This window comes from Corynebacterium sp. HMSC063G05, from assembly GCF_001810555.1.
Lineage (GTDB): Bacteria > Actinomycetota > Actinomycetes > Mycobacteriales > Mycobacteriaceae > Corynebacterium > Corynebacterium jeikeium_D.
Window position 1 is genome coordinate 12,777 of record NZ_KV801839.1, and the last position, 22,260, is coordinate 35,036.

A 22,260-nucleotide genomic window follows, 5' to 3' on the forward strand; every position below is an offset into this window, starting at 1 on the left:
TTAGAATACCGCTATCCCCGGACAGCCATGCAATAGGCACGTCCGGTGAACTGGAAAACTACCGTCCCATGACATTTACCAACCGCGACCCGGTTGCGCATAGGCCTCGCGCTCGAGAATGGCGGCTCGACGGAAGATGTTGCGGATAGATTTGAGCTCCGCATCGCTGGCCGTAGACATATTCTCTTCAAGGACCTCGAGAGCCTGCTGAACACTGTCAACATACTCGGGGTCGGAATACACCTCCACCCAGTTCGCGATCGCGGAATCCTCATCAACCAGCGATTTTCCTTGCAGAGTCAGCTCGGTTGCAATCCACATTTCGGCGACGATACTGGTTACGGCGACCCGATATGGGTTGAAAGCGCTACAGGAAGAATGCACGTCCAGCAAAAGCTGTGTGATGGTTGTCGGCTCGATGTCCTCGAGCGCCGAAGAAGTCTCTTCCAGCCCGTTATTGCTCAATTCCAACGCACGCACCAGGGCTTCCTGTGCGAGTGACGACCACAGAACCTGTTCCTTCGGGCAGGGTGCTTTGGTTGCCAGATGCGACAGGACTGGGAAAACTTGGTGCAAGTACCAGGCCTCTTGCGCTACGAAGAAGTTGGTTTCGTCCGAGGAAAGGTCGCCGCGGAGCATCGTGGGGACGCTGAACATTCCGCCAATCTCGGCAACGATGTCCTCGATGTCCCGCCACAGCTGGGAAGTAAAAGGACCAGCCGGAGCAATCTGGAGTGAGTGGCCGAAGAAAGATTCCAGCTCCTTCGGCGGCTGCTCAGTATCAGTGCCTTCGACGGCCTCCGGGTAAAAACTGGAGTTCAGATGCACTGGTTGCATTCGGCGAAGCGCGACCTTTTCCAGGCGACGAGCCCTGTGGCCGTGGTCAATGGGGCCGTGCCCCTGGCCGACGTTGAGGTTATCCGCGAAACGAATGGACTCGCTGAGCCAGCGCGTAGTCCAGCGCAGGGCGTCGTTGATCGCTGAGCCCCCACCAATCCGTGTGGCTAGAGCAGCGGACAGCGAACAACCCGTGCCATGGGTGTTCTCAGTGTGAATGCGGGGAGAAGAGCTGAAGAAAACCTGGCCATCGGGGAAGGCCACTGCATTGCCGGCTTCCTCATCACTTAAGTGACCAGTCTTTGCAATCACGATGACATCGTTTTTGCTCGCGAACTCCAGTGCCTGTTCAATCAGCTCAGTGAAGTCGCTGGCCTCCGGGGCGTCGGCAAGCAATGCCAGTTCGGGAACATTCGGCGTGATGACGGTGGCTTCCGCGACCAAGTCGCGCATTGCGTCCATGGCATCTTCGTCAAGCAGACGGTCGCCAGAGGTGGCGACCATAACCGGATCGAGAACAACCACGGCTGGCTTGGTCTCCCGAACCCAGTTGGTGACGGCCTGCGTGAGTTCGCGTGAACCCAACATGCCAATCTTCACCGCGTCGATGGTGACATCCTCAGTTACAGCAGCCAGCTGCTCGACGAGGAAGTCAACAGGTGGGGTGTGGACGGCACGAACGCCCACGGTGTTCTGAGATACCAAAGCGGTGACCACGCCCATGCCATAACCACCGGCGGCGGCGATTGATTTTAAATCGGCATGGAGCCCAGCGCCACCTGTTGGGTCTGTGCCGGCGATGGAAAGAACTCGTGGCACAAAATCAGGCTTTGCCTTCTTGGGAAATGGCATCTCAGACCCCTTTTAACTTCAAGAGCGTGAAGCGACAGACTTCAAGACTACGCTTCAACCTCGGAGCGGTCGCCAGACCAGAGGGTGTGGAAAGCACCCTCGCGGTCAACACGCTGGTAAGTGTGCGCACCGAAGTAGTCACGCTGCCCCTGAACCAGTGCTGCCGGCAGACGCTCCGCACGCAGGCCGTCGTAGTAAGCCAGCGAAGAGGAGAACACCGGAGCCGGGATACCCATCTGTGCTGCAGTGACGACAACGTCGCGCCACGCGTCGAGGCACTCGGTGACCTGGTCACGGAAGTACTCGTCGAGTACCAGCGCCGGCAGCTCCGGATTGCGGTCGTACGCTTCCTTGATGCGGTTCAGGAACTGTGCGCGGATGATGCAGCCACCACGCCAGATGGTCGCCAGCGCACCGCGGTCAATCTCCCAGCCGTACTCCTTGGCACCAGCGTTAATCTCATCGAAGCCCTGCGAGTAGGCAACGATCTTGGAAGCGTAGAGCGCCTTACGGACGCGCTCCACAAAAGCATCGCGATCTTCCGGTGCCTTAGCCAGGCTTCCCGACGGCAGGTTGCGGGCAGCCTCACGCTGAGCAAGGGAAGACGACAGGGCGCGAGCGAACACGGCCTCGCCAATACCAGTTACTGGAATGCCCAAGTCCAAAGCGGCCTTGACCGTCCAACGGCCGGTGCCCTTCTGGCCAGCAGCATCAACGATGACATCCACTAGCGGCTTGCCTGTCTTCTCATCGGCCTGAGAGAGAACCTCAGCGGTAATCTCGACCAGGTAGGAGTCCAGGTCGCCCTTATTCCACTCGCGGAAGATATCTGCAATCTCGGCAGGGGTGAGGCCAGCGGCCTCACGCAGCAGGTGGTAGGCCTCGCCAATGACCTGCATATCCGCATACTCGATGCCGTTGTGGACCATCTTTACAAAGTGGCCAGCGCCATCGGAAGAAATGTGAGTACAGCACGGAACGCCATCAACGTGAGCGGAGATGGACTCCAGCAGCGGGCCGAGGGACTCGTAGGACTCCTTCGTTCCACCCGGCATAATGGATGGGCCAGTCAGAGCACCTTCTTCACCACCGGAAATACCAGTGCCAACGTAGTGCAGGCCACGGGCGCGAATAGCCTTCTCGCGACGGATGGTGTCCGTGTAAAGAGAGTTACCGCCATCAATGATGATGTCGCCGGGCTCCATCACGTCGGCAAGCTGATCGATGACCGCATCAGTAGCGGCACCTGCCTGAACCATGATCAGAGCGCGACGCGGGCGCTCCAGCGAAGCGACGAACTCTTCAATGGTCTCGGACGGGATGAATGAGCCTTCATCACCGTGTTCAGCGATGAGGGTGCGAGTTTTCTCCGGACTGCGGTTGTACACGGCAACGGTGTGTCCCTTGTGGGCGAAGTTGCGTGCGATATTCGAGCCCATGACGGCGAGCCCGACGACACCAATTTGTGCGAGTTCATTGTTATCGGTCATGCCCACCATCTTAAAGCCTGGCCGGGGTTCGTTGTATCTGGGACTCAGAAATTGTTACTGCTTTTAACGTTGAAACTGCCACGAGTGATGGCGTGCGCTGGCACAATGTTTGGCATGACTGACGAGACTATTGCGAATAATGGCAGTTCACAGGACTCTAACTCTGCAGCTTCCGTCGCCGAGCAGGCGAAGAGGAAGGCGCTGCGCGATTATATGACACTGGCGACGAAGGCTAGCCAGGAAGCGCTGAGCGATGAGGAGCTGGCTGTTTTTAACAGCACCTTGGGCGATAACGGAATCGGCGGTCTAGATACCTTGCTGGGCACGAAGTTTGTCCATGTCGGGCCGGAGCGAATTCAGATGGAGCTCGAGGTCGGGCCCGACCACCTGCAACCGTGGGGCCTAGCCAATGGCGGTGTTTATTGCTCGCTAGGTGAGACTGCTGGCTCTATTGCTGGTTTCGTTGCCTGCGGTGCGAAGAAGCCGGTCGTCGGTGTGAACAATAACACCGATTTCTACCGCTCCGCCCGGGCTGGCGAGGTAATCGTTACCACGGCGGAGCCAGAGTACCTGGGGCGCACCATGCAACTGTGGCGCATTGAGCACACCCGCAAGGCAGATGAAAAACTGTTGGCCCGCACCAACCTACGAATTGCGGTACTCGACAAGCCGCTGTAGCAAATCGTTATAGGTGGTAACGGGCCTGGTAGGAAGCTCGCAGGTGGCTTGTCGTGATTAGCTGTTTTCTAATCTGGCCACCTGCAAGTTAACTACTTGTTCCTTTTTGCGCGGTGCTCGCGGCGAGTGTCGCGAACCTCCAGCGGCAGATCCTGCTCAGCCTTGTCCTTGTTGAACTCGGCCAGGCGGTCGATGGCGTTGCGTGCGTACATCTGCTGGCGGGTGGAAACCATCTGCCAACGGTTGCGATCCAGGACGTTCAGGCCCCAGCTGACGCAGGAGACGAGGCGGTTGCGGAAGCCCACCAGGAACATCAGGTGGACGGCCAGCCACAGAATCCAGCCGATGAAGCCGGTAACCTCAACCTTGCCCATCTTCACCACTGCGGAGAAGCGGGAGACGGTTGCCATGGAGCCCTTATCGAAGTACTCGAACGGCTGACGCTCTGCGACATCGCGGCCGTCGGCCTCAGCTGCAATGTTGGCGGCGACGTACTCGCCACCCTGAATAGCAACCTGAGCAACACCCGGCAGGTTCTCGCGGTTGGACATGTCGCCCACGACGTAGACGTTCTTGTAGCCACCAGCTGTCATGTCCTCGTTGACAACGACACGGCCAGCGCGGTCGGTCTCGGCGCCAGTCTGCTCGGCAATCATCTTGCCCAGCGGGGAAGCGGACACGCCGGCGGACCAAATCTTGCAGAACGACGGGATGAACTCCTCGGTTCCATCCTTCATGTTCTTGTAGGTGACGCCCTCTTCATTGACGTCAGTCACCATCGCGCCAAGCTTGACGATGACGCCCATCTTTTCCAGGGACTTCTGAGCCTTGCGGCCCAGACGCTTGCCAAACGGCGGCAGAACCTGCGGTGCGCCGTCAAGCAGGACGACGCGTGCAGCGTGCGGGTTGTAGCTGCGGTAGGACGATGCGAGGGTGCGGTTAGCCAGCTCGGCCAGCTGGCCGGCAAGTTCAACACCAGTCGGACCAGCGCCGACAACGACGAAGGTCAGCAGGCGCTCGCGCTCAGCGGGATCGTCGGTCAGCTCGGCGCGCTCAAACGCGCCGATGATGCGGGCACGGATTTCGAGTGCGTCGTCGATGTTCTTCATGCCCGGAGCAAACTCGGCAAAGTGATCATTGCCGAAGTAGGACTGGCCAGCGCCAGCGGCAACCAGGAGGTGGTCGTATTCCCACTTGGAAGTCTGGTGACCCAGTTCCGAAGTCACAACCTGCTTTTCGACGTCGATGTCGGTGACATCGCCCTTGACAACACGAACGTTCTGAACACCGTCGAAGATCGTACGAGTGGACGGAGCGATTTCGCCCGAGGACAGGATGCCCGTTGCTACCTGGTAGAGCAGTGGCTGGAACAGGTGGTGGTTAGTGCGGTCGATGAGAGTGACGTCGACCTCGGCGCCCTGCAACTTCTTCGCCGCGAACAAGCCACCGAAACCCGAACCGATGACGACCACGTGCGGGCGTCCGGAGTGCGGGCGGTACGGAGTCTCGGTCATGTATTTTCTCCTCACAGACTTTAAAGTTCTCGAAGTTTTAGATTCGGCTTTTAGCCGGCAAGCCACAATAGTAATCCTCTCGGTGCGCCACCGCCTATTCTGGGTCCCTGCGCGGTAGGCTTCGAGAGCAAACTCAGTTCGTTATTCGTACCTTTATGCGGCGCGATTGTTAGGAGGTTCGGGCAGGGTGAATTCGGCAAGCCGGCAGGCAATTGACGCAGAGCGATGGCCTCGGGTTGCGCGTATTCCAGAGGGGCGTTTCCTAGCGAAACGTGCCGAAATGATGGAACGCTCTTTTGAGCGGCTCTGCCAGGACAACGGCATTGAACTGGTCGAATCCGGTGAGTTTGTCGGAGAGTCCTTCATTACTCGGTCGACGGGTGACGCCGATTTGGCTATCGACGGAGTCGGTGGTGCCAGCTCTAGCGGCGGCAGTGAATCTCCCACTAATTCTGAATCGTTTCGTCCAGTCATTTTCAGCGTCATTGATCCTGTTTTCTATTCTCGACTAGCTGATTCAGAATGGCTCGGATTGGGGGAGGCCTATCTCGCGGGCGAATGGTCCAGTGATGATTTGCCAGAGCTTCTCAGCCGACTGCTCAGCGCCGAGCTCGATATTGCTTCGTTGGGGCCGCTGGCACGTGGTCTGATGAAAGTCGCGCGTTCACGTCCGCGTCTCGATGGGCCAGATATGGCGGGAGAGTTGCCGACCTCATTGCTCGAGCTCTATTCCGGCGAATTGCTGATGGGCGGTTCCGGCCTGTTCGCCTCCGGAGTGCGAACCTCGTCGCGGGAACAGATTCAAAACTATGCCCGTGGTGCTGGCAAGGGTGGGGTTCCCTCGCACTGGTCAGTTGACGTGACTTATGTCGATGCCCCGAAATCCGTCGCGCGTGCCGATTTTCTGCATGCCCAGGTGCGCAATATTGAGCACATCCTCGATCTTGCTCGAGTCCGGGCCGGAGACCGTGTCGCCGAATGGCCGTCGGCAGGCGGAGAAATTTCCCTTCGGGCTGCAGAAAGGGGAGCGGGCGCGGAGGTTATTACCGTCTCTGATGACCACACCGAAACGGTGCTGGAACGGGTGGAAAAAGCCGGATTGCGCGGCGCGGTCGATGTGATCCAGATGGATCGCAACATTCCGTCGCCACGCGAATTCGAGTCCGACTTCGAGGCGGTTATCAACGTCGGGCGTCTGGAGACCTTCGGTCGTGCAGGTGCGCTGCGCTGGCTGAAGAGCGCCGAGCGTCTGCTTGTCGACCGCGGCACCATCGTAGTCCAAATGGTGGTAGCGACGGACAAATTCGATGCGCTCGCCGAGCGCAGCTTGGACCTCGTACGCGCTTACGTGTGGCCGCAGCTGCAGCTTTTCACCATGGAAGAGCTGCGCAAGATGGTGGACCGGGAAACCGGCCTGCGTATCGCGGCGGAAGAGTACATTCCGGCGCACTTCGCGACGACCTTGCAGCTCCAGCGAGATTTCTTTGCGGCGCATGCGCGCGAAGCCGCTGGTATCGGCTACGACAGAGTGTTCCGGAGGATGTGGAATTACTATCTGTCGCTGTTTGAAGCGCTCGTGCGCGCAGAGAAAGTCACGCTCGTACAGGTCGAGCTCGTGCATGCGCCACGCAGGCCTCACTAGCAGTGGGCGGCTCCGGGCGCGTTGGAAATTCGCCAGATAAATAATGCCTGTAAAAATAAATCACGTTTTTAGGCAAAACCACCTCAAAGGTGATGTTTAGGGTCTAAAAACGAAACTATGAACGCACAGAGCACCACACGTACTGCAGACATTGTTGTCGTCGGCGCCGGACTTGCCGGATTGGTCGCGACGTATGAGGCCACGCAGGCCGGCAAGAAGGTCATCCTTGTCGATCAGGAGAATGCCAACAACCTCGGCGGACAGGCTTTCTGGTCGCTAGGAGGAATCTTTCTCGTCGACTCGCCAGAGCAGCGCCGCCTCGGAGTCAAGGACAACCGCGAGCTCGCTGAAGCTGACTGGTTCAACTCCGCGCAGTTCGACCGCGAGGAAGACAACTGGGGACGCAAGTGGGCCAAGGCCTACCTGAACTTCGCGGCAGGGGAGAAGCGTGACTACCTCCGCAATCTCGGCGTGAAGTTCCTGCCTGTCGTCGGGTGGGCTGAGCGCGGTGAAGGGCGTGCCGACGGTCACGGCAACTCGGTACCCCGATTCCACCTCACCTGGGGCACAGGCCCCGAAATCGTCCGCGTATTCGCAGAGCCGGTCGCTGAAGCTGCGAAGAAGGGGCTGGTGGAATACTGCCATCGCCACCGCGTTGACGAGTTGATTGTCGAAGATGGCCGCGCCGTCGGCGTGCGTGGCAAGATTCTGGTTCCCTGTGAATCTTTAGAGCGAGGAGTGGCGTCGTCACGCGAGGAAACAGGGGAGGACTTTGAGATCCGCGGGTCGGCCGTGTGCATTGCGACGGGCGGTGTTGGCGGCAACCTGGAAGCCGTGCGTAAGTGCTGGCCGACCGAGCGCCTGGGCGAGATGCCGAAGGACATGGTCTGCGGTGTGCCAGAGCATGTTGACGGCCGTGGTATCGAGATTGCAGAGCAGGCCGGCGCAAACCTCGTCAACCGTGACCGCATGTGGCATTACACCGAGGGCATGAAGAACTGGAATCCCGTGTGGCCGAATCACGGTATCCGTATCATCCCGGGGCCGTCGGCCATGTGGTTTGACGCAGAAGGAAGCCGCCTGCCAGCGCCATATATTCCGGGCGCCGATACTGTCGGCACGATGAAGCACATTCTGGCCACCGGACACTCGTATTCCTGGTTTGTGCTGAATAAGAACATCGTGGGCAAGGAGTTTATTTTCTCTGGCTCAGAACAGAATCCGGATCTGACCGACAAGGAGATCAAGAAGCTGATTGGCAAGGTGACCTCTGGTGTTGCCGCACCTATTCAGGCGTTCATGGACAACGGCGAAGACTGGGTGGTTGCCGACAATCTGCCAAAGCTGGTCGAGGGGATGAACGAGATTGTGGAGGCGAGCTCGGGCGGGGAGTCCGGAGCCGCAGCGCCGAAGATTGACCTGGAGAAGCTCGAGGAGCAGATTCGTCAGCGCGATATGCAGACCGGTAATCCCTTCTCCAAGGACTACCAGGTCAATTACGTCAACGTGGCCCGGAACTTCCTCGGGGACAAGATCATCCGCTCCGTGCCGCCATCACCGATTTTGGATCCGAAGAACGGCCCACTGATTGCTATTCGTCTGCGCATGCTGACCCGCAAGACGCTCGGTGGCATCGAGACCACCCTCGACGGCCAGTGCTTGCACCCGGACGGAACACCTTTTGAGGGGCTCTACGCTGCAGGCGAGGCCTCTGGCTTCGGTGGCGGTGGCGTTCACGGCAACAACGCGCTGGAAGGTACATTCCTGGGCGGCTGTATTTTCAGTGGCCGCCAGGCAGGCCGCGCGATGGCGGAAGTGGTTAAGTAGCTACCGCATACCGCACAGTTCGGTAGAAGAATCCGCGACTACTCCAGCCCGATGGAGAATGCACTTTCCAGGTCGTGCTGAGAGTAGGTGCGGAAAGCCAGCTGAGTCTGAGTGCGAATAACACCGTCGACCTTGCTGATGAGATTTGGAATGATTTCCGCCAAATCATCGTGATTAGTTGCGCGCACCACGACGACCAAGTCCCAGTCACCAGTAACGGAGTAGACCTCAGTCACGCCGTCGATCTCGACGATGGTCTCGGCGGCCTCCGGAATCTTGTCAGCTTCGACATCGATGGACACAATTGCGGTAATCAAACTCATGGCTGCCTTTCCTCGGAGTTTAAACGTGGGGCCCGCTGAATAGCGTGGCCCGGACCGCAAGGTACGCAAGATTGCTCAAGATACTGCGGCCCGGAATTTCATTTCTGTCACGATTCTACTGATTTCCAGGAAACAGCCTGGAGGATCCGGACGAAAGGCGGTAAAAAGGGCGCTATGACACAAACCGCATTTCAGTCCAACCCAGTCCAGCTTTCCGGAGACCTGCCCGAGGTGGGCAACAAGGCTCCGGAGTTTACCCTCACCGGTGGTGACCTTGGTGAGGTCACCAATGAGACCTTCGCTGGTAAGAAGGTCGTCTACAACATCTTCCCGTCCGTAGATACTGGTGTTTGTGCAGCTTCGGTGCGTCACTTCAACGAGGACGCTGCTGGGCTGGACAACACCGTCGTGGTTAATGTTTCGCGTGACCTGCCGTTCGCTCTCGGCCGCTTCTGCGCTGCAGAAGGCCTGGACAACGTTGAGGTTGCCTCGGACTTCCGCCACGGCTTCGGCGAAGCCTTCGGTGTTGTCCAGCAGGATGGCCCGCTCGCTGGCCTGCTTGCTCGTGCCGTAGTCGTCACTGACGAAGAGGGCAAGGTCATTTACAACCAGCTGGTCGATGAAATCACCACGGAGCCGGACTACGACTCCGCACTGGCTGCACTGAAGTAATTAGTTAACTAGCTTTCAGCAGCAAGTAACCAGCTGGAATCGACGGGGCTCGTCGGCGCACTCGCTAGGCTGTTGCCTGGCGGACTTCGCCGACGAGCTCTTCTAGTACGTCCTCCAGTGCAACGATTCCGCTGACAGAGTTCTCCGAAGTACTGTTTTTCGCCGTCACCAAGGCGAAGTGAGCCTGCTCGCGCTGCATAAGCCGCATGACCGTCTGGAGCTTGGCATCCGGGCTGACGCTTGCGAAGGTGCGAATCAGGTTCCGCGGGAAGGGTCGGTCGCGGTGACCGTCGTCAAGCGAGAGCAAATCCTTGACATGAAGGTAGCCGATGAAGCTGCTGTCGGCATCGGTGATGGGGAAGCGGGAAAAGCGCGTGCGTGCGCTGAGCTCTTCGATGTCGGCGACAGTGGCGTCGGGGCCAATGGTGACGAGGGTGTCGAGTTGCATAGTGACATCCGCGGCGGTGAGATGCTCGAAGCCGAGAGCTTTGTGGAGGAGCGCGAGCTCGTCATTGTCGAGAAGGCCCTGACGCCCGGACTCGGCGACGAAATCCTGCACCTGACTAGCGGTGAAGGAGGAATCGACCTCGTCCTTCGGAGTGGCGCGAAGAACCTTGCGAACCACGATGTTCGCGGTCGTATTCATCGCCCAGATAACCGGATTGAGCACCCGCACAATCACATACAGCGGAATAGCCACGAACTTCGCCGTCGGGCTGGGGGCCGCAATAGCGATGTTCTTCGGCACCATTTCGCCGACAACCATGTGTAAGAAAGTGACAATCAGCAGTGCCAACGCCAGCGCAACCACGTGGGCGGTGCCCGCGGGGAGTCCCAGCGCTGTCATGTAGGGCTCGAAGAAGTGCGCAATCGCAGGCTCGCCGACGGCACCGATGAGCAGGGAACAGGCGGTAATGCCCAGCTGTGTTGCCGCCAGGGAGACCGACACGTTTTCGATACCGCGCAGCGCGTACTTTGCGCTGGTAGAGCCGCTGACGGCATCCGGTTCAATTTGATCGCGGCGAGCCGAGACCATCGCAGATTCAGCGGCGACAAACCAGGCATTGAGGGCCAACAGCAAAATAAGAGTAAGTAGTGGCATGTTCTAGCCCTCCTTTTCGCTGTTGTGCTCGACGTGGTTGTGACTGGTGCCGTCCTGGTCAGCGCCTTCATCCGTGCGCGTGACCTTGTTGCCGGCGAGGTCCACCTGGACACGAATACGGCCAACGCGGTGACGCGCCATGCGCTCGACTCGAAAAGCAACTTCAGCGGTGGTAGGCAAGTTCTCCTCATCGAGGTTTTCGTGGTCGGTGGCTTCGACCGTAATCGTGTCGCCGAAGCGAGGCATGCGATCCAAGCGTTCGGTGATAAATCCACCAATAGTGTCGGATTCTTCGCCCTCCGGCAGGACCAGGTTTAGGATCTCTCCCAACTCATCAGGGCGCATGAGACCGGAAACAATCACCGTATTGGGGCTAATCCGGCTGTAGAGCAACGAACGATCGTCCTGTTCATCGTCAATTTCACCGACGATTTCCTCGACGAGATCCTCCAACGTCACAATGCCGTCCGTGCCGCCGTACTCATCGACAACCACCGCGAACTGGTATGCGTCCTCACGCAGTTGACGCATCAGCGGATCAAGTGTGGTCGAGTCGTTCACCACGAGTACATCTTTGGCCAGGCTCGCAGCCGACGTCGTCAAGCGTTGTGCGTGTGGCACGCTGAGCAGATCGGTGTAGTGCACCACGCCGCGAATGTCGTCGACGCTGTTGCCGACGACGGGGAAGCGGGCGTGCCCGGAATCTGCGACGACCGTCAGCATCTCTGCGACGCTCTGATCTTCGATAAAGATGATCTGTGTGCGTGGCGTCATCACATCAGCCGCCGTGCGCTCGCCGAACTCGATCGATCGCGCCACCAACTCGGCGGTCTGCGGGTTAATCTTTCCTTCATCGCTAGAGCGCGTGACGACGGCACGGAGTTCCTCCGCCGTCCTGGCACTGGCGACCTCTTCCTCAGGGGAGAAGCCGAGCCGTTTTAGCACCCAATTAGCCGCGCTGTTGAGTAGCCAGACCAGCCAGCCGAATGCGAACATGAAGGCATTCTGTGGCCTGACCACGAGGTTTGCGACTTTAGTGGGCTCGGCGATGGCCCAGTTTTTGGGGACGAGTTCGCCAAAGACCATTTGAGTGAAGGTCGCGATAATGAAAGCGCCCGTAGTGCTGATTGCAGTGACGGTGGCGGGAGAGATGCTAGTGCCACCAAATGCGGCTTCGAGGAGCACGCCGAGGGAAGGCCCGGTAAGGAAACCAGCGACGAGGCTGGTGACCGTAATTCCCAGCTGTGCGCCGGAGAGGTTTGTAGAGGTGCGTGATAGAGCACGGTCTACTAAGTATGCGGACTTTGAGCCGGCGTTTGCGGCCTTCTTGACATCGTTCCTGTTAACCGTGAGGTAGGAAAACTCGACAGCAACGAAAATTGCGTTGGCGAAAACGAGGAATAGAAAGACCGCTAAGACGATGAGTGCGGATACAATCACGCGGCATCACCTGAAGTGTTCGCTGCGTTCGCTGGGGATGCTGCGGCGGTTGCTGCGGTGATTGCGCTTACTGCGGCTACAGAGAGCCCGCCAACGTTGGCGCGAGGCTCTGGGTCGTCGGACGAGCCAGATCTATCTGATGTGTCGGACGCATTGGGTCTGTCTGAGCTGCTGGATGTGTCTGAGAGTTCAGGCATGCGGGAAATCTTACTAAAAATTCCTGAATAGACGTGTAGCGAAAAATAGTTGTTTGCTGAGTGAGTAAAGCGGTCCGGGTTGGCGGTTCATTCTGACTGGCTGGTCGGCTGGTTAGACCTGACGGTAATGGCGCATCGGCGGTAATGGGGAGGACGGGACCCTTAGGCCAAAATGTCATAATGTATATTATCGGACAAATAATGAAAGTGGTTGGCCCTGGGGTTTTCTGAATTTCCAGGGCTGCCGCTTTTTCCGCCGCCGCTTTTCTGCTGCCGTGTTCTATCTTGGCGCTTGATCTATGCCGTCGGGATTATTGCTCATTGTCCTTGGCGTTCGCTGCAAGCTCATCCGCGTTGCGGACGGCAATCTCTTCCCGCAGCCGCTTGTTCTGCCACAGCGTCATGCCAATCAGGAGTATGCCGACAGCCACGAGCCACCACGCGCCCTTGTAGGCCACGAATGCAATGAAGATAATCAGTAGTACCATTCGCACCTTTCGTGCGAGCAGCATTGCTTCGTAGGTGTTCATATCGTTGTGACTCCCAACTGGCCTACCAAAATTGTTTTTGGCAGGACTTCTGTGGTGTGTGACTAAATGGCTTTATTGCGTCACAGTGACGAATCGAGGTGTATTTTCGCTGGCTATAAGCCTCTTTGGATTAGCGCTACTGCGATTCTCTTTAGATGGCTGTGTCTGCCAGCCGCGAAACCTACGCGTCCTACGCGTCCTGCTTCTCTGCGACAATGCGCAGATTGAGTTCGCCGTTCTCCTCGATGGATGCAGCTACAAACTGTGGCAGGCGCACGTTGTAATCCAGGCGGTTGATTGGCAAAGAGCCCGACAACAAAACCAAGTTTTCGGTACGAGCGGCCTTCATTGGTACGGTGACATCATTGGTGACACCGCGGATGGTCAGGCGTCCCGGAATCTCGATATTCGCCCACTGGCCGTTATCTGGAATGCTCGAAATATCGAGTGGTTCTGCAAGCTCAAACTTAGCTTCTGGGTACTGCTCAACGCTGAAAATATTGTTGCGGACATTGATGTCACGACGTTCAATATCGCTAGTCAGAGTTGCCATATCAACAACAACGGATGCGTCCTCAAGATTGTTGTCAGCAACCTTCAGCTCACCGGTGACATCGTGAGTGGAACCGGACGTCGTCCGCCTGCTGCCCGGCAGTACCTCGTTAAAAGTAAAACCAACGGAGGTGTTCTGTGAGTTATCGCCACCGATAATCTTCCAGGTGCCATTCGCATCAGTTGTTGCTGCAGGCAGCTCCGTGGCCTCGAAATCCTCTGTACGCACCCCTTCATGCGTGAAAACGCGATACAAAACTGGCCCCACAATAACAATTGCGAGCGCAACAACTGCAACGGCTATCAAAGTAATAATTGACTTACGGACACCAGAATTCATAGTGCTCATCCTATCCTTTTAATCCGCTATGGGATAAACCGTTCCACCTCGCGCGTTTTCATAATCAATTCCTGCGTAATCTCCTGCAGGACGGCAGTCTCCATGCCGTCGTCAAGCGCGGTGCGCAAGTCTTCGGCGAGACAACGTACTTCGAAGAGCCCGTCCCCTATTCGCTTTACGACGTCATCGCCCGCCGGCCTGCTCGTGGCATCGGTGGCGGTCTTTAGCGTGAGATCCGAATTGATTCGCTCGGCAATCGGCCTGGAAGCGCCTTTTGCTACGCCAGTGCGTTTTTCGTACGCGCGCTGCCGGCAGGCTTGGCTGCAGAACTTGCGACGGCGACCGCGGATGGCGACCTCCATTTCGCGGCCACACCACTGGCAATTGGCAGTAGTTGTGCTCGGCTTTTGATCTGACACAGAAGTCAATTATGGCATGAATACAGATTAAGGCGTTATAATGTGTGGTCTAGTATTTCTACCAAAGGGGGCACGTTCCACATGGCAGATCGAGTTCTTCGTGGCAGTCGCATGGGCGCCGTTTCGTATGAGACCGATCGCGATCATGACCTCGCGCCGCGAATGATGGTCCGCTACCGCACTGAATCCGGTGAGATCTTCGAGGTCCCATTCGCGGATGACGCGGAAATTCCAGGTGAATGGCTGTGCAAGAATGGCCAAATTGGTGAGCTGGTTGAAGGCGAAGGCACTGAAGCCAAGCCGGTGAAGCCGCCGAGGACTCACTGGGACATGCTCCGTGAGCGCCGCTCCATCGAGGAGCTCGACGTGCTGCTGGATGAGCGTGTTGACTTGCTGCGCAAGCGTCGTCGTAACGCCGCTCGCCTGCTGAAGGCTCAGAAGGAAGCCGAAGAAGCAGAGAAGAACGCTTAAGGTTTGAGCTGGCTTGCGCTAGTGAGCTTTAGGGCGCTGCAGCTGTGAATTACATGCTGCAAAATGAGTCCGGATAAGGTTTTGCTCCTTATTCGGGCCCGTTTTTTGTTGGTGCCTGGCTGCGGCGGGCCGATCCGAGTTACTGACTGCGTTTATGACAAAAATGGCCTGAAAAATGGCTTGAAACTGTCATAAACTAAGACAGTTTCACATTTGCAGCCCCCATTCATACAGGCAGCCCGTATTCACATTTGCAGCCCGCAGTCATACAGGCAGCCCGTCTCCACACAGGTAGGCCGCAATCTTTGGGGCTGCCCTAGCCCTACTTGCGGAATCGCTGCTTAAACTCGTGACCAGCCAGGCGACCAATCTCCGACCCCAGGTTTTTTACCTGCTGCGAGCGGTGCTTGAATCCCCACTTGGTGACCTGCAGCAGAGACTGCTTCACAAAGCTGCCATCCATCTTGGACTCGCCGTACTCGCGCTCAGTAAAGGTGATCGGAACCTCCTCCACCAAGAAGCCCGCCTGTACAGCCTCAAAAGCGAGCTCGGTCTGGAACAGGTACGCAGCCTTGCCAATGTTCTCGAGGTCAAGGGTTTCGAGAACTTCCCGTCGATAAGCACGGTAGCCAGCGGTGATATCCGAGATGCCCGCGCCGAGCGCCAGCGAGATGTAGAGGTTGCCGCCGCGGGAGAGAACCTGACGGCTCATTGGCCAGTTGACGGTCTTGCCGCCCGGAATGTAGCGGGAACCGATGACGACATCGGCACCGTCCTCGAGCTTCTCCAGCAGCAGATGGAACTGCTCTGGTGCGTGGGAGCCGTCGGCATCCATCTCGCAGAGAACCTCGTAGTCGCGCTCGAGACCCCAAGCGAAGCCCGCGCGGTACGCACCCCAGAGACCGCCCTTGCCCTCGCGGTGCAGGACGTAGATGTGCTCTTCGCCGTTGTTGTCCGACTTGTCAGCGGCAGCGATTTCATCGGCGAGCTCACCGGTGCCGTCTGGCGAAGAGTCATCGACAACCAAAATGTCGACGCGAGGCTCCGCTGCGCGCAGGCGTGCAATCACGCCCGGCAGGTTTTCCCGCTCGTTGAAAGTGGGAATGACAACCAGCGTCGACTCATTTAGGGCAGTCACTCGTGATTCTCCTTAGTGCATGTTCTGCTCAGTATCCCGGCCATCAACTTCATCTGCGCCTGCCCTGGCATCTCCGCCACGGCGACGCAGGACGGCACCAACCACACAAAGAATACCGAATGCAGTCAGTAGACCTTCAATCCACGTCCCGAAACGGGCTGCAAAAGTCAGGTGGGCGTACTGAGGCAGAGTTTCAGTGAGTACCTTCTGCTCGAAGATTTTGCTCCGCTTTACGACGTCTCCGTGCGCATCCACAATCGCGCTCACACCGCTGGTTGCGGCGACGGCCGTGGAGCGTTGGAACTCCATGGCTCGCATGCGGCTCATGGCCAGCTGTTGGTAGGTCATGTCGGTGAAACCGAAGGTGGCGTTATTTGTGGGCGTGGCCAGCATGGTTGCGCCGTGTTTGACTGCGTTGCGGAAGGCACCATCGAAGACCACTTCGTAACAGGTGGCCACGCCTAGATTGATCTTCTTTAAACCATCGGTGCCTGGCGTTGTAACCACGGCATCGCCGTTGCCCGGAGTCATGTCTCCGGCGTGAGCGACCATGTCGGAAAAGTGACGTAGCAGTTCGCGGAATGGCATGGTCTCGCCGAAGGGCTGGAGATAGATTTTCTCGTGCTGGTCGCCGGGGCCGGTCTGCGGATCCCAGACCACCATGGTGTTTTGCACCCCATTGGTGTAGGTAAAGGTGCCGACCACGATGGGAGCGCCAATATTCATCGCGGCGTTTTCGATAATGCGTGCCGCTTCCCCATCCGTAAACGGGCTGACATCGGAGGAGTTTTCGGGCCAGATGACGATGTCCGGCTGCTCTTCCTTACCTTGGTGGACACGTCGGGCCAGCTCATTGGTGGCATCGGCGTGGTTTTGCAGGACTGCGCGGCGCTGGGCATTGAACTCTAAACCGAGGCGCGGAACATTGCCCTGGATAACCGCGACACGGGTGTTGTCAGCGGCCGTAGGCTCAGGCAGCGGTTGGGTCCACGCAGGAAGAACCCAGCCGACGAATAACGCTCCCACCAAAAGCGCAGCGGAGGTTGCATAGGAACGTAGCGTGAGCGCGACCAGTCCCGCACCAACGCAAGCAGCGAGGAAAGTGACCAATGCAGTGCTGCCGATTGCCACTGCTGGGGCCAGCGGGCCGTCGACCTGCCCCCAGGCAACGCGGAGCCAGGGGAAGCCTCCGAAAGGCCAGCGGGCTAGCAGCGCCTCCCCTGCCACGAGCGCAGCGGCCATGCCAGGGAGCTTCAGCGCGAGGGGGAAACTGGATTGGGCAATCAGCCACATCGCAAGCGCCGCCGGAATTGCGAGCAGTCCCAGCACAATTGAGAGCGCCACGTAGGGGCCAATGCCGACGAAGGAGCCGATCCACGGCAGTGAGAAAAGAGCCGTCGCTGTTGCCCAGCTGAAGCCCACCACTACGCTGGATTTCCAATCGGCTGCGCAGAAGAAGGCAAAAATGAGCAGGGCGAGGCCGATCCAGGCCGTCCACCACCAGCTCATGGGCGCATAGCTTAAGAACTGCAATCCACCAGCGAGGATTGCAATGAAGGCGAGAACGAGGCGCTGCTTTAGTGGGGTAAGCGCGCGAAAGCGCGCCTGCCAGCGATTCGGATTCTCCAGAATGTCTTTCGAAGCGTCTTTCTGAGCGACGTTCCCGTGCTCGCTGGAGCGCGCTTGGCGGTTAGTGTGCACTTGTATAAGAGAACTCTCTACGTTTGCGAGTTTTTGAGTTAGCGCTTGTCGCTGTCGTCCTGGTCATCATCCCAGGCGTTGTCCGGTGCCGGTGGGACGATTTTATCCTGTGGGAAGGCCTTGCCATCCGCACCCGGGAAACCACCAGAGAATCCAGGGAAACCCGAAAAACCGCCAGCACCAGCGCCAGTTCCTGGAGCACCCGGGTTCATGCCGTACTGAGAGACCACCATCATGCTGCGGTCACTGAAGTTGCGGAGTCCGTTGAGCAGCGCCACCGATCCGCTCTTACGAATCAGCCAGCGAGTCGGCGGTAGCACCATGAGGAAACCAACAACCGTGGAGACGACGCCCGGCAGGGCAATCAGCCAAGAGCCAACCAACAGGATTGCCGAGTCAGCCACAAAGTGTCCCGCGCCCTTTGCCGAGCGCTTGATTGCCTCCTCCGGATGCTTCTGTCCGTACTCAGTAAGAGTACGAGAAGTATCCAGCAGCAACTTCTGGTAGATGCGCTTGAACTCGATGGCGGCGAAAACCAATCCCAGAATGAATAGACCCAGAACCAGCAGGACGGTCCAGCCATAGCCAATCCATTCACCAAGTGCGATAAAGGCCGCAATCTCGGCGATGAGGTAAATAATTGTGAACCACTTGCTCATAGTTCCCCAGTGTAACCGCCACTAGATGAGCAAGTGGTTACGGCTATCGGCCGGTTAGACGACGACTAGCGGTCGCCTACCGGTCAGCGCGCTCCTCCAAGTCGCCCTCTGTATCCAGGTAGGTCTGGCGCAGCAGATCCATGCGTTCCTGGTCGGGGTTTTCCCACATACCGCGCTCTGCGGCCTCCATCAGGCGCTCGGAAATATCGTGCAGAGCCCACGGATTCGACTGTTCAAAGAACTCGCGGTTTTCCGGGTTCGCAACGTACTCGTCGGTAAGCGTTTCGTACATCCAGTCATCCATGACCTTCGCCGTCGCGTCGTAACCGAAGAGGTAGTCGACGGTTGCGGCCATTTCGAAGGCGCCCTTGTAGCCGTGGTTACGCATTGCCTGCATCCAGCGTGGGTTGACCACGCGGGCACGGAAGACACGTCGCGTCTCCTCGTGCAGGGTGCGGGTACGCACGGCGTCCGGGCGCGTGGAATCTCCCACATACGCTTCTGGAGCGGAACCCGTCAGTGCACGGACCGTGGCGATCATGCCGCCGTGGAACTGGAAGTAGTCATCGGAGTCGGCGATATCGTGCTCGCGGGTATCGGCATTCTTCGCGGCAACCTGAATACGGCGGTAGGCCGTCTTCATGTCGTCAGCGGCCTCTTCCCCGTCGACGCCGCGGCCATAGGCGTAGCCGCCCCAGGTTGTGTAGACCTTCGCCAGGTCCGCGTCATCGCGCCAGGAACCGGAATCGATAAGTTGCAGCAGGCCAGCTCCATAGGTGCCCGGCTTGGAACCGAAGATACGGCGCGGGCGCTCCTGCTGGTCGGCCTTCGCATGGGCGCGCACGTAGTTGTCCTCATCGGATTCATCAAGCTTGACGACGAGCTGAAACGCGTCATCCAAAAGGTCGATAACATGCGGAAACGCATCACGGAAGAAGCCGGAAATACGGACGGTCACGTCAATGCGCGGTCGGCCCAGCTCCTCCAGCGGAATCGGCTCAAGGCCGACAATACGGCGAGATGCGTCATCCCACACCGGATGCACACCAATCAACGCGAGCACCTCGGCGATGTCATCGCCCGAGGTACGCATGGCGGAAGTGCCCCATACCGACAAGCCAACCGACTTCGGGTACTCGCCGTGGTCGGCGCGGTAGCGTTCAATCAGGCCATCGGCGAGGTTGACGCCGGTTTCCCAAGCCAGGCGCGACGGCACCGCCTTGGGGTCGACCGAGTAGAAGTTGCGGGCAGTTGGCAGCACGTTGACCAGGCCGCGCAGTGGTGAACCGGAGGGGCCAGCCGGAACGAATTCGCCATCGAGAGCGGAAAGAATGCGCGGGATCTCCTCGCTGGTAGCAGCCAGGCGCGGGAGAATTTCGTCGCGGGTGAACTGCAGCAGCTCGACAACCTGATCGAGGCCGTTTGGTGCCGCGATATCGGCAAATTCCTCGGAGCCGAGCACATCAGCCGCGATCTGTGCCACTGGTTGGTCGGGATTCTTCACCACGGCGGTTACCAGCGCCGTAGCCAGTGCATCGATAGAGTCCACAGCGTGGCGTTCATCGGTGCCATCCTCGGCCAGGCCGAGAGCTTCGCGCAGGCCCGGCAGGGTCTGCTTGCCGCCCCACAGCTGGCGGGCGCGCAACATGGTGGTCACAGTGCCGATCAGGGATTCATCTTCCGGTGCCTGGCTGAGCACGTGGAGGCCACCGCGGATGGCGACGTCCTTAATCTCGCAGAGCCAGCCGTCGACATGCATGAGCATGTCATCGAAAACCTCCTCGTCCGGGCGCTCGTCCCAGCCGAGGTCGCGGTCCATCTTCGCGGCGGTCAGCAGCGTCCAAATCTCCTGGCGGATGGCCGGCAGCTTGGCCGGGTCCATGGCGGAGATGTTCTGGTGCTCGTCGAGAAGCTGTTCCAGACGGGTGATGTCGCCGTAGGATTCGGCGCGGGCCATCGGCGGAATGAGGTGGTCGACAAGCGTGGCGTGAGCACGGCGTTTGGCCTGTGTGCCTTCGCCCGGGTCGTTGACCAAGAAGGGGTAGATCATTGGCAGCTCGCCGATGGCAGCGTCCGGGCCGCAAGAAGCGGAAAGGCCGACGGTCTTGCCCGGCAGCCACTCCAGGTTGCCGTGCTTGCCCATGTGAACCACGGCATCAGCGCCGAAACCGCCCTGCGCCTGCGACAGCGACAGGAAGCGGTAGCAAGCCAGATAATGGTGCGTCGGCGGCAGATCCGGGTCGTGGTAGATACCCACCGGGTTGTCACCGAAACCGCGCGGTGGCTGCACCATGACCACGACATTGCCGAAGGTCAGGCCCGCAATGTAGATGTCCTGGGTATCCGGGTGGACGTACAGGGTGCCCGGCGCGGCACCCCACTTGTCCTGCATGTCGGAGCGAAGTTCTTCCGGCAAGGTAGCGAAGAACTTCTCGTAGGTGGCAGCGGGCAGGCGGAGTTCGGCTGCCTCCATAACCTCTTCGGTCAGCCAGTCCGGGTCCTGGCCGCCGGCCTCGATGATGGCGTGCATGAACGCATCTGGTTCATCGGCACCATCCTCGGCGGTGGCATATCCGGGGATTTTGGTGGTGTCGCCGAGGTTGTATCCGGCGTCGGCAAGCGCGTGCAGCACCTTCAACGTGGATGCTGGTGTGTCCAGACCGACAGCGTTGCCGATGCGGGCGTGCTTGGTCGGGTACGCAGAGAGCATGACGGCGACGCGCTTGTCAGCGTTGTCGATGTGGCGGAGCGCGGCGTAACGGGTGGCGATGCCGGCGAGGCGGTCGCAGCGCTCGAGATCTGGGACGTAGGAAATGAGCTCGTCGGAGTCGATTTCCTTAAACGAGAACGCGACCGAGATGATGCGGCCGTCGAATTCGGGGACGGCGACCTGTGTTGCGACGTCCAGCGGTGACAGGCCCTCGTCGTTGTCCTCCCATGCCGCCTTGGAAGAGGTCAGAGCCAACCCCTGGATGATTGGGATGTTCAAGTCGGCGAGTGCGGCGACATCCCAGCCGTCATCGTCCTGGCCAGCCTGCGCGAGTGCCGGGCGGTTGCCGCCAGCGGCAAGCACCGTGGTGATGAGCGCGTCGCAGGTCGCCAGCTCTGCGAGCAGTTCGTCGCTGGCGGTGCGCAGGGATGCGGTGAAGATGGGCTTGGCGACGTAGCCGCGAGCCTCGACAGCGTCAGCGAGAGCCTCAATGTAGTGCGTATTTCCCGCCAGGTGCTGGGCGCGGTAGTAAATAATGCCGACGGTGCCGCGGGAATCTTCCGTGGCCACCTTGGAGTCGCGCTCCAGGAAACCCCAGGCCGGCATGCGAGCTGGTTCTTCAAAGCCAAGACCGGTCAGAAGCAGTGTGTCCGACAGGAAATTGTGCAGCTGTGCGAGGTTTTTCGCGCCGCCTTCCGCCAGGTAGATGTGCGTTTGCGTGGCGACGTTTGCGGGAACTGTCGAGTACTCGGTGAGTTCGGCATCGGGCGCCTGCTCGCCCGAGACGAGGACGGTGGGAATACCGGAGTTCACAAAGTAGTCAATGCCGGATTCCCAGGCGCGGCGGCCACCGAGAAGTCGGATGATGACGACATCGGCGCCGTCGGCAAGCGTGGGCAAATCATCGTCGAGCAGACGCGCCGGGTTTGCCCAACGGTAGGACACCTCCGGGTTGGCCTGAGCGGCCGCGCGGGCGGACAGAAGGTCGGTATCCGAGGTCGACAGCAGCAGAATCACGGTGTAGTCATTCACTTCCTGGGGAGCAACGCGTCCCCGGTCGGCGGGAGTCTGCCTTTTAGCCGATGACGAGGTCTGACTGTGACAGTGGCGCGACCGTGCGGATTTTCACCGAGCTTCTCGTCAGTGGCATGGCAGTGGATTTCTCC

General features: G+C 58.9%; 18 protein-coding genes. 5 read left to right on the plus strand and 13 right to left on the minus strand.

Features of this window, described 5'->3' with window-relative positions; translation table 11 throughout:
• Window positions 1-75: 75 nt before the first annotated feature.
• Together HMPREF2751_RS01485 and gndA are read right to left on the minus strand one after the other, a co-directional pair.
• The gene (locus HMPREF2751_RS01485) at window positions 76-1,689 is read right to left on the minus strand and encodes a bifunctional hydroxymethylpyrimidine kinase/phosphomethylpyrimidine kinase (protein ID WP_070546160.1); all 1,614 of its coding nucleotides are present in this window, start codon (window positions 1,687-1,689) and stop codon (window positions 76-78) included.
• A 47-nt stretch (window positions 1,690-1,736) separates the two neighbouring features.
• On the minus strand, window positions 1,737-3,188 hold the full coding sequence (gene gndA / locus HMPREF2751_RS01490) for an NADP-dependent phosphogluconate dehydrogenase (RefSeq protein WP_070429693.1): 1,452 nt from the start codon (window positions 3,186-3,188) through the stop codon (window positions 1,737-1,739).
• Window positions 3,189-3,293: 105 nt separating this feature from the next.
• Between gndA and HMPREF2751_RS01495 the strand changes: the two genes are divergently transcribed.
• Complete coding sequence (locus tag HMPREF2751_RS01495; RefSeq protein WP_224433479.1) at window positions 3,294-3,857, plus strand: PaaI family thioesterase; 564 nt, start codon at window positions 3,294-3,296, stop codon at window positions 3,855-3,857.
• A 92-nt stretch (window positions 3,858-3,949) separates the two neighbouring features.
• Here HMPREF2751_RS01495 and HMPREF2751_RS01500 read toward each other — a convergent pair whose 3' ends face one another.
• Window positions 3,950-5,371: an NAD(P)/FAD-dependent oxidoreductase gene (locus HMPREF2751_RS01500; protein WP_049170497.1), complete on the minus strand. Its 1,422-nt coding sequence runs from the start codon at window positions 5,369-5,371 to the stop codon at window positions 3,950-3,952.
• Between the two features lie 187 nt (window positions 5,372-5,558).
• On the opposite strand from HMPREF2751_RS01500, the gene HMPREF2751_RS01505 reads away from it, so the two are divergent.
• Both HMPREF2751_RS01505 and HMPREF2751_RS01510 read left to right on the plus strand, forming a co-directional pair.
• Window positions 5,559-7,013 (plus strand): class I SAM-dependent methyltransferase, encoded by a 1,455-nt coding sequence (locus HMPREF2751_RS01505; protein WP_070595213.1) that lies wholly within the window; start codon window positions 5,559-5,561, stop codon window positions 7,011-7,013.
• 117 nt (window positions 7,014-7,130) lie between these two features.
• The gene (locus HMPREF2751_RS01510) at window positions 7,131-8,840 is read left to right on the plus strand and encodes an FAD-binding dehydrogenase (RefSeq protein WP_070546159.1); all 1,710 of its coding nucleotides are present in this window, start codon (window positions 7,131-7,133) and stop codon (window positions 8,838-8,840) included.
• 38 nt (window positions 8,841-8,878) lie between these two features.
• On the opposite strand, the gene HMPREF2751_RS01515 is transcribed toward HMPREF2751_RS01510, so the two are convergent.
• On the minus strand, window positions 8,879-9,163 hold the full coding sequence (locus tag HMPREF2751_RS01515; protein WP_005511316.1) for an Lrp/AsnC family transcriptional regulator: 285 nt from the start codon (window positions 9,161-9,163) through the stop codon (window positions 8,879-8,881).
• Window positions 9,164-9,337: 174 nt separating this feature from the next.
• On the opposite strand from HMPREF2751_RS01515, the gene tpx reads away from it, so the two are divergent.
• Entirely contained in the window at window positions 9,338-9,835 is a 498-nt protein-coding gene (tpx, locus tag HMPREF2751_RS01520) for a thiol peroxidase (protein WP_049170506.1), read from the plus strand.
• A 64-nt stretch (window positions 9,836-9,899) separates the two neighbouring features.
• On the opposite strand, the gene HMPREF2751_RS01525 is transcribed toward tpx, so the two are convergent.
• The 5 genes from HMPREF2751_RS01525 to HMPREF2751_RS01545 form a co-directional block, all read right to left on the minus strand.
• Window positions 9,900-10,937 carry a hemolysin family protein gene (locus HMPREF2751_RS01525; RefSeq protein ID WP_070595215.1) on the minus strand — a complete coding sequence of 346 codons (1,038 nt, stop codon included), beginning with the start codon at window positions 10,935-10,937 and terminating at the stop codon, window positions 9,900-9,902.
• Between the two features lie 3 nt (window positions 10,938-10,940).
• Window positions 10,941-12,377 carry a hemolysin family protein gene (locus HMPREF2751_RS01530; RefSeq protein WP_070595217.1) on the minus strand — a complete coding sequence of 479 codons (1,437 nt, stop codon included), beginning with the start codon at window positions 12,375-12,377 and terminating at the stop codon, window positions 10,941-10,943.
• A 508-nt stretch (window positions 12,378-12,885) separates the two neighbouring features.
• Window positions 12,886-13,104, minus strand: a complete 219-nt coding sequence (locus tag HMPREF2751_RS01535; protein ID WP_049193535.1) for a hypothetical protein — start codon at window positions 13,102-13,104, stop codon at window positions 12,886-12,888.
• A 190-nt stretch (window positions 13,105-13,294) separates the two neighbouring features.
• The gene (locus HMPREF2751_RS01540; protein ID WP_070429697.1) at window positions 13,295-14,005 is read right to left on the minus strand and encodes a YceI family protein; all 711 of its coding nucleotides are present in this window, start codon (window positions 14,003-14,005) and stop codon (window positions 13,295-13,297) included.
• A gap of 17 nt (window positions 14,006-14,022) precedes the next feature.
• Entirely contained in the window at window positions 14,023-14,415 is a 393-nt protein-coding gene (locus HMPREF2751_RS01545) for a hypothetical protein (protein WP_224783748.1), read from the minus strand.
• A gap of 81 nt (window positions 14,416-14,496) precedes the next feature.
• Here HMPREF2751_RS01545 and HMPREF2751_RS01550 point away from each other — a divergent pair, with 81 nt between their 5' ends.
• Window positions 14,497-14,886: an RNA polymerase-binding protein RbpA gene (locus HMPREF2751_RS01550; RefSeq protein ID WP_005511311.1), complete on the plus strand. Its 390-nt coding sequence runs from the start codon at window positions 14,497-14,499 to the stop codon at window positions 14,884-14,886.
• A 322-nt stretch (window positions 14,887-15,208) separates the two neighbouring features.
• Here HMPREF2751_RS01550 and HMPREF2751_RS01555 read toward each other — a convergent pair whose 3' ends face one another.
• From HMPREF2751_RS01555 to cobN, 4 genes are all read right to left on the minus strand, one after another.
• The gene (locus HMPREF2751_RS01555) at window positions 15,209-16,024 is read right to left on the minus strand and encodes a polyprenol monophosphomannose synthase (RefSeq protein WP_069359522.1); all 816 of its coding nucleotides are present in this window, start codon (window positions 16,022-16,024) and stop codon (window positions 15,209-15,211) included.
• 12 nt (window positions 16,025-16,036) lie between these two features.
• Window positions 16,037-17,725 carry an apolipoprotein N-acyltransferase gene (gene lnt / locus HMPREF2751_RS01560; protein ID WP_070595219.1) on the minus strand — a complete coding sequence of 563 codons (1,689 nt, stop codon included), beginning with the start codon at window positions 17,723-17,725 and terminating at the stop codon, window positions 16,037-16,039.
• Window positions 17,726-17,763: 38 nt separating this feature from the next.
• Entirely contained in the window at window positions 17,764-18,384 is a 621-nt protein-coding gene (locus HMPREF2751_RS01565; protein WP_048734054.1) for an FxsA family protein, read from the minus strand.
• A 76-nt stretch (window positions 18,385-18,460) separates the two neighbouring features.
• The gene (gene cobN / locus HMPREF2751_RS01570; protein ID WP_070595301.1) at window positions 18,461-22,111 is read right to left on the minus strand and encodes a cobaltochelatase subunit CobN; all 3,651 of its coding nucleotides are present in this window, start codon (window positions 22,109-22,111) and stop codon (window positions 18,461-18,463) included.
• Between the last annotated feature and the right edge of the window lie 149 nt (window positions 22,112-22,260).

Excerpts from the sequence above, each read along its gene's own strand:
- HMPREF2751_RS01510 (WP_070546159.1), top strand. The coding sequence starts at position 7,131 with ATGAACGCACAGAGCACCACACGTACTGCAGACATTGTTGTCGTCGGC.
- HMPREF2751_RS01515 (WP_005511316.1), bottom strand. The coding sequence starts at position 9,163 with ATGAGTTTGATTACCGCAATTGTGTCCATCGATGTCGAAGCTGACAAG.
- HMPREF2751_RS01485 (WP_070546160.1), bottom strand. The coding sequence starts at position 1,689 with ATGCCATTTCCCAAGAAGGCAAAGCCTGATTTTGTGCCACGAGTTCTT.
- HMPREF2751_RS01550 (WP_005511311.1), top strand. The coding sequence starts at position 14,497 with ATGGCAGATCGAGTTCTTCGTGGCAGTCGCATGGGCGCCGTTTCGTAT.
- tpx (WP_049170506.1), top strand. The coding sequence starts at position 9,338 with ATGACACAAACCGCATTTCAGTCCAACCCAGTCCAGCTTTCCGGAGAC.
- gndA (WP_070429693.1), bottom strand. The coding sequence starts at position 3,188 with ATGGTGGGCATGACCGATAACAATGAACTCGCACAAATTGGTGTCGTC.
- HMPREF2751_RS01500 (WP_049170497.1), bottom strand. The coding sequence starts at position 5,371 with ATGACCGAGACTCCGTACCGCCCGCACTCCGGACGCCCGCACGTGGTC.
- HMPREF2751_RS01495 (WP_224433479.1), top strand. The coding sequence starts at position 3,294 with ATGACTGACGAGACTATTGCGAATAATGGCAGTTCACAGGACTCTAAC.
- HMPREF2751_RS01565 (WP_048734054.1), bottom strand. The coding sequence starts at position 18,384 with ATGAGCAAGTGGTTCACAATTATTTACCTCATCGCCGAGATTGCGGCC.
- HMPREF2751_RS01535 (WP_049193535.1), bottom strand. The coding sequence starts at position 13,104 with ATGAACACCTACGAAGCAATGCTGCTCGCACGAAAGGTGCGAATGGTA.
- HMPREF2751_RS01540 (WP_070429697.1), bottom strand. The coding sequence starts at position 14,005 with ATGAGCACTATGAATTCTGGTGTCCGTAAGTCAATTATTACTTTGATA.
- HMPREF2751_RS01525 (WP_070595215.1), bottom strand. The coding sequence starts at position 10,937 with ATGCCACTACTTACTCTTATTTTGCTGTTGGCCCTCAATGCCTGGTTT.